Here is a 6,068-nt window from a genome sequence, read left to right as displayed (position 1 = left end):
AGGGAGCTTGCTCCCGCTGGGCTGCGAAGCGGCCCCAAAGCTCTGCGAACGGCATAGATTTTGTGAGCGCTGCGCACTCAAGCGGGAGCAAGCTCCCTCGCCACATATTCCGGTGTGTCCGGGATCAGCCGCGCGCCTTGGCAATCAACTCGATGTACTCGGCGGCATTGCGCTGATCCTTGATCAGGGCGACGAAGTCATTGCCGTGCTCATCCTTGCCATCCAGGTCCAGGCCGGCTGCGACGAAGAATGTCAGAAAACGCTCGAAGTCATCGATGCGCAGGCCACGGTAGGCCTTGATCAGCTTATGCAGGGACGGCGAAGTGGCGTCGACCGGCTCGAAATCGAGAAACAACTTGATCTGCTCATCGCCGATCTCGTCACCAATCACTTGTTTCTTATCTTTACGCATTGCCGACTCCAGCTCGCAGACATTTCACGGGGCGGGCAGTTTACCCCTGCCCGGGCAAAAGGCTCAACGCGGACGAACAGCGCCCGTGTGCAGATCGGCCCAGACATGGCCGTTGGCGTAGCTGAGGAACTGGCAATAGACCGTGCCATTGCGCAACAAATCGATCACTACCCGGTACTGCGCCATCGGGTAAAACAGCGTCAGGGTTTTGCTTTTTTCGTCATAGATCGGCTTTTTGAGGCTTTTGCTTTCGCCGTCGAAATTGACCAGCACCTGGTTGATGGTCGCGCCCTTGTTCAAGGATTTGCCCTTGAGGCGGATCATCATCGGAGACGTGACCGGAATCGGTTGTTGATTGGACTGACGCTGGCTGCCAACCACCACCGAATACTCGGTGACCTGCAACAACTGTTGCTGCTCGGGCTCCGCGTCACGCAGGGTCAGGTCGTCAGGCGGCAGAAACTGCGCGTGCATCGGCGCCGGGGCGGCCGCCAGAGGCAGGCTGAGGGTCAGCAACAGGACGGCGCAGCTGCGGATCAAAAGGCTCATGACGGGCTCCGAAGACGGGGCCAAGCACTCTAGCATGAGGATCAACCGCGCGAATTGGCGATATAGGTCAATACTTCGCAGTACGAGGTTGGCCATGCTGGACGAGCTTTCAGCCGTCGTTCAACAGTGCATCGTCTTCTAGGGAGTGTGCATGACGTTCTCCGTCCCCCCGTTGTTTGCGGCCTGGCGTCAGACCTGGCGCGCCGGCTACACCCTCAGGCGCTTACGCGGCGACATCAGTGCCGGGGTGACGGTAGGGATTATCGCCATCCCGTTGGCCATGGCCCTGGCGATTGCCGTAGGTGTACCGCCCCAGCAAGGGTTGTATACGGTACTGATCGCTGCGCCCCTGATCGCCCTGACGGGAGGTTCACGTTTCAATGTCAGTGGGCCGACCGCCGCGTTCGTGGTCATTCTGTTGCCCATCACCCAACAATATGGCCTGGGCGGCCTGCTGCTTTGCACCATGCTTGCCGGCGTCATTCTCATTGCCTTGGGGCTGATTCGAGCCGGGCGGTTGATTCAGTACATTCCGTACCCGGTCACCCTGGGCTTTACCGCCGGGATCGGCATTGTCATTGCCACCCTGCAATTGAAGGATTTGCTGGGCCTGACCACCGCCGGCCAGGCAGAACACTACATCGAACAACTGGGCGTATTGATTCTGGCGTTGCCCAGCGCCCGACTAGGGGACGGGATCATCGGCCTCACATGCCTGGCCGTTCTGATTGTCTGGCCACGGTGGGTGCCGAGGATTCCGGGGCATCTGGTGGCGCTGACAATCGGCGCGCTCCTGGGGGTGGCGCTGGAGCACGGCGGGCTGGCGGTGGCGACATTGGGTGAGCGCTTCAGCTATATGGTCGACGGCGTCAGCCATCCCGGCATTCCGCCGTTCCTGCCAAGCTTCGATTGGCCTTGGAATCTACCCGGCCCCGACGGCCAGCCGCTGCACCTGTCTTACGATTTGATCCGTCAGTTACTGGCGCCCGCGTTCGCCATTGCCATGCTCGGCGCCATCGAATCCTTGTTGTGTGCGGTGGTGGCGGATGGCATGACCGGCAGCAAACACGACCCCAACGCAGAACTGCTGGGCCAGGGCCTGGGCAACCTGATCGCACCGTTGTTCGGTGGCATTACCGCCACGGCGGCCATTGCCCGAAGTGCCACCAACGTGCGCAGCGGCGCCTTTTCGCCACTGGCCGCCATTATTCATAGCGCCGTGGTGCTGATGGCAATACTCGTCCTGGCACCGCTTTTCAGCTACTTGCCGATGGCGGCACTGGCCGCGTTGCTGGTCATGGTGGCGTGGAACATGAGCGAGGCCCGGCACGTGCTCCATACCTTGCGCATCGCGCCTCGCAGCGATGTGCTGGTCTTGCTGACCTGCCTGAGCCTGACGGTGTTGTTCGACATGGTGATGGCCGTCGCCGTCGGCCTGCTGCTGGCCGCCGGGTTATTTATCAAGCGCATGAGCGATCTCACCGACACCGCCGAACTGCCTCGCGGCTTCCATCAAGCCTTGCAGGACATGCCGGAGCACGTTCGCTGCTACGCGATACGCGGGCCGCTGTTCTTCGGCGCAGCTGAAAAAGCGCTGGGGGTGCTACGTAAATTCAACCCGGAGGTCAAAGTGGTGATCGTCGAGATGAGCGCCGTGCCGATGCTGGACATGACGGCGCTGGCCGCCTTCGACAATATCCTGAGGGATTACCGCAAGGACGGCATCGGCCTGATTCTGGTGGCGACCGCTCCACGGGTGCGCCTGAAGCTCAGGCGCGCGGGCATCCATCGGGAACAGCGTCAGCTGGCCTACGTGAACAACCTGGAACAGGCCCGTCGCAAAAGCGAACGCTGGCTGGCCGAGGAAAATTGAGCGTACAGCTCAATCAAACTGTGCGCGCATCCACGCCTGATACTCGGCCACACCCGGCTCGCCTTCACGTGGTGCCCACGGCGCAAGCTCGCCTTCACCCACCGGGCGATAAGGCCCGGCTTTGCACTCGAACATCAGGCTGTCGGCTTCCAGCACGACCAGGCTATGGAACACGCCTGTTGGCAGGTCCACGCCGACACAATCACCACCGGCGACGAGGACTTGCTTCGTCACGACCACGCCAGACTCATCAAAGATCAGCAAACCGAGCCGCCCTTTGAGGACCAGCAATGTTTCTGCCTTGTTGTCGCCCAAGTGTCGGTGAGGCGGGATATACGTGTTTGGCTGCAACCCCACCGCCATGCGATGGCAAGCCTCTTCCATCTGATGGAAGTTGTGATGCTGACGCCCGCGCGGATTGGCCGCAGCTTTCTCGGCCAATTCGGTGAACAGCGTTTGATCAAGAAAGCTCGGCGTGGCCAATGATTACATTCCTTTAACAGCAAAAATCCCGTTGGCGTTACGCCAGTAGCCTTTGTAGTCCATGCCGTAACCGAAGATGTAACGGTCGATGCACGGCAGGCCGACGAAATCGGCTTTCAGGTCCGGGCGAGCCTTGCGGTCGTGGTCCTTGTCGATCAGCACGGCGGTGTGCACTTTGCGCGCGCCAGCGTGTTTGCAGTAATCGATGATCGCGCCCAGGGTGTGACCTTCATCGAGGATGTCGTCGATGATCAGCACGTCGCGGTCGAGGAACGAAACTTCCGGCTTGGCTTTCCAGAACAGGTCGCCGCCGCTGGTTTCGTTGCGATAACGGGTGGCGTGCAGGTAGGACGCTTCCAGCGGGAAGTGCAGATGGGTGAGCAGCTTGCCGGCGAAAATCAGGCCGCCGTTCATCACGCAGAACACCACCGGGTTAGTGTCAGCCAGCTGTTCATTGATGTGTGCACCGACGCGGGCGATGGCCGCCTCGACTTCAGCTTCGGTGTACAGGCAGTCAGCCTCTCGCATGATTTGACGGATATGCTCGAGATCAGCGGACATGGCGCTCTCCAGGGGGGGACGGATTCGGGAAAAGCGGGCAAAGGTACGCATCCCGCACGGCCAGATCAAGCGTTTGTGGACTAACGTACTGTATGTCTATAGGACAACACCCTCGGATAGATTAATCTAGGCCGGTTTTTTTGCCCGCCGCCGGAGCCTTTCCCATGCCCATCCTCGAGATCCGCCATCCGCTGATCCGTCATAAACTCGGCCTCATGCGCCGCGCCGACATTAGCACGAAGAATTTCCGTGAGCTCGCTCAGGAAGTCGGTGCCCTGCTGACCTATGAAGCCACCAAAGACCTGCCGCTGGAAACCTACGACATCGAAGGTTGGTGCGGCACCGTGTCGGTGGAGAAAATCGCCGGCAAGAAAATCACCGTGGTGCCAATCCTGCGCGCCGGCATCGGCATGCTCGAAGGCGTGCTGAGCCTGATCCCGGGTGCCAAGGTCAGCGCCGTCGGCGTGGCCCGCAACGAACAAACCCTGCAGGCCCACACCTACCTGGAAAAACTGGTTCCGGAAATCAACGAGCGCCTGGCAATGATCATCGACCCGATGCTCGCCACCGGCAGCTCCATGGTCGCCACCATCGACCTGCTGAAAAAGGCCGGTTGCCGCGACATCCGCGCCATGGTCCTGGTTGCCGCGCCGGAAGGCATCGCCGCTGTAGGCAAAGCGCACCCGGACGTGATGATCTACACCGCCTCCATTGATGAAAAACTCAACGAACACGGTTACATCATCCCAGGCTTGGGCGATGCCGGTGACAAGATCTTCGGTACCAAGCAGAAGGACGCTTGAGCATGCAGCAAGAGTTCAACGATCCGCTCTGGCGCACGGTTCTGTCTGGCGCACAGATGCTGTTCGTGGCCTTCGGCGCCCTGGTGTTGATGCCGCTGATTACCGGCCTCGACCCTAACGTGGCGCTGTTTACCGCAGGCCTGGGGACGATTCTGTTCCAGATCGTCACCGGGCGTCAGGTGCCGGTATTCCTCGCATCGAGCTTCGCCTTCATCACCCCGATCATTCTCGCCAAGGGCCAGTTCGGCCTCGCGGCGACCATGGGCGGCGTGATGGCGGCGGGTTTCGTCTACACCTTTCTCGGCCTTGCGGTGAAGATCAAAGGCACCGGTTTCATCAACCGTCTGCTGCCACCGGTAGTGATTGGTCCGGTGATCATCTCGATCGGCCTGGCCATGGCGCCGATTGCCGCCAACATGGCGATGGGCAAGGCTGGCGACGGCACCGAGCTGATTCCCTATCAGACCGCCATGCTGATCTCGATGCCGGCGCTGCTCACCACGCTGATCGTCGCCGTGTTCGGTAAAGGCATCTTCCGCCTGGTGCCGATCATTTCCGGCGTGCTGGTCGGTTTTGCCATGGCGTTCTATTTCGGCGTTGTCGACACCGCGAAGATTGCCGCCGCACCGTGGTTTGCGATTCCGCACTTCACCGCGCCGGAGTTCAACTGGCAGGCAATTCTGTTCATCGTTCCGGTAGCCCTGGCGCCAGCCATCGAGCATATCGGCGGGGTAATTGCCGTCGGCAGCGTGACCGGTCGCGATTACCTGAAGAAACCCGGCCTGCACCGCACCCTGCTCGGCGATGGCATTGCCACCACCGCTGCCGGTCTGTTCGGCGGCCCGCCCAACACCACCTACGCCGAAGTGACGGGCGCGGTGATGCTGACCAAGAACTACAACCCGAAAATCATGACCTGGGCGGCGATCTTTGCCATCAGCCTGGCGTTCGTCGGCAAGTTCGGCGCACTGCTGCAAAGCATCCCGGTGCCGGTAATGGGCGGGATTCTGTGCCTGTTGTTTGGCTCGATCGCTGCGGTGGGGATGAACACGCTGATTCGCCACAAGATCGACCTGGGTGAAGCGCGCAATCTGGTGATTGTGTCGGTGACGTTGGTGTTCGGGATTGGCGGTGTGCTGGTCGGCACTGGCACCGGCCCCGATGACTTCGGCCTCAAAGGCATTGCGTTGTGCGCGGTGGTGGCGATCGGGCTGAATCTGTTGCTGCCGGGCAATGACAGCTGGAAGCACAAGAAGGCGGATGAGCCGTTGTTGTAACAGCTGATCCTGTGGCGAGGGAGCTTGCTCCCGCTGGGTCGCGAAGCGGCCCCAAAATCTCGCAGTTAATGAAGATTTTGTGAGTGCTGCGCACTCAAACGGGAGCAAGC

7 protein-coding genes are annotated in these 6,068 nt (G+C 60.6%); 3 read left to right on the top strand and 4 right to left on the bottom strand.

Annotated features, from left to right (window positions below):
- Positions 1 to 124: 124 nt before the first annotated feature.
- The gene (locus tag QMX98_RS31475) at positions 125 to 412 is read right to left on the bottom strand and encodes a PA4642 family protein (protein WP_010458223.1); all 288 of its coding nucleotides are present in this window, start codon (positions 410 to 412) and stop codon (positions 125 to 127) included.
- 63 nt (positions 413 to 475) lie between these two features.
- Positions 476 to 961 (bottom strand): hypothetical protein, encoded by a 486-nt coding sequence (locus QMX98_RS31470; protein WP_010458225.1) that lies wholly within the window; start codon positions 959 to 961, stop codon positions 476 to 478.
- A 151-nt stretch (positions 962 to 1,112) separates the two neighbouring features.
- On the opposite strand from QMX98_RS31470, the gene dauA reads away from it, so the two are divergent.
- Positions 1,113 to 2,834 (top strand): C4-dicarboxylic acid transporter DauA, encoded by a 1,722-nt coding sequence (gene dauA / locus QMX98_RS31465; protein WP_010458228.1) that lies wholly within the window; start codon positions 1,113 to 1,115, stop codon positions 2,832 to 2,834.
- A 9-nt stretch (positions 2,835 to 2,843) separates the two neighbouring features.
- On the opposite strand, the gene QMX98_RS31460 is transcribed toward dauA, so the two are convergent.
- Positions 2,844 to 3,317, bottom strand: coding sequence for a WbuC family cupin fold metalloprotein (locus tag QMX98_RS31460; RefSeq protein WP_282411921.1), 474 nt, complete (start codon positions 3,315 to 3,317; stop codon positions 2,844 to 2,846).
- A gap of 3 nt (positions 3,318 to 3,320) precedes the next feature.
- Positions 3,321 to 3,878, bottom strand: a complete 558-nt coding sequence (locus QMX98_RS31455) for a hypoxanthine-guanine phosphoribosyltransferase (RefSeq protein ID WP_010458232.1) — start codon at positions 3,876 to 3,878, stop codon at positions 3,321 to 3,323.
- A 164-nt stretch (positions 3,879 to 4,042) separates the two neighbouring features.
- Between QMX98_RS31455 and upp the strand changes: the two genes are divergently transcribed.
- Positions 4,043 to 4,681 (top strand): uracil phosphoribosyltransferase, encoded by a 639-nt coding sequence (upp, locus tag QMX98_RS31450; protein WP_010458234.1) that lies wholly within the window; start codon positions 4,043 to 4,045, stop codon positions 4,679 to 4,681.
- Positions 4,682 to 4,683: 2 nt separating this feature from the next.
- Positions 4,684 to 5,958 carry a uracil-xanthine permease family protein gene (locus QMX98_RS31445; protein WP_282411920.1) on the top strand — a complete coding sequence of 425 codons (1,275 nt, stop codon included), beginning with the start codon at positions 4,684 to 4,686 and terminating at the stop codon, positions 5,956 to 5,958.
- The last annotated feature ends 110 nt before the right edge of the window (positions 5,959 to 6,068 follow it).

This window comes from Pseudomonas sp. PS02303 (assembly GCF_029959925.1).
Classification (GTDB): Bacteria; Pseudomonadota; Gammaproteobacteria; order Pseudomonadales; family Pseudomonadaceae; genus Aquipseudomonas; species Aquipseudomonas mandelii.
Note: the sequence above shows the minus strand (reverse complement) of the source record. Positions and strands in the feature narration are given on the sequence as shown.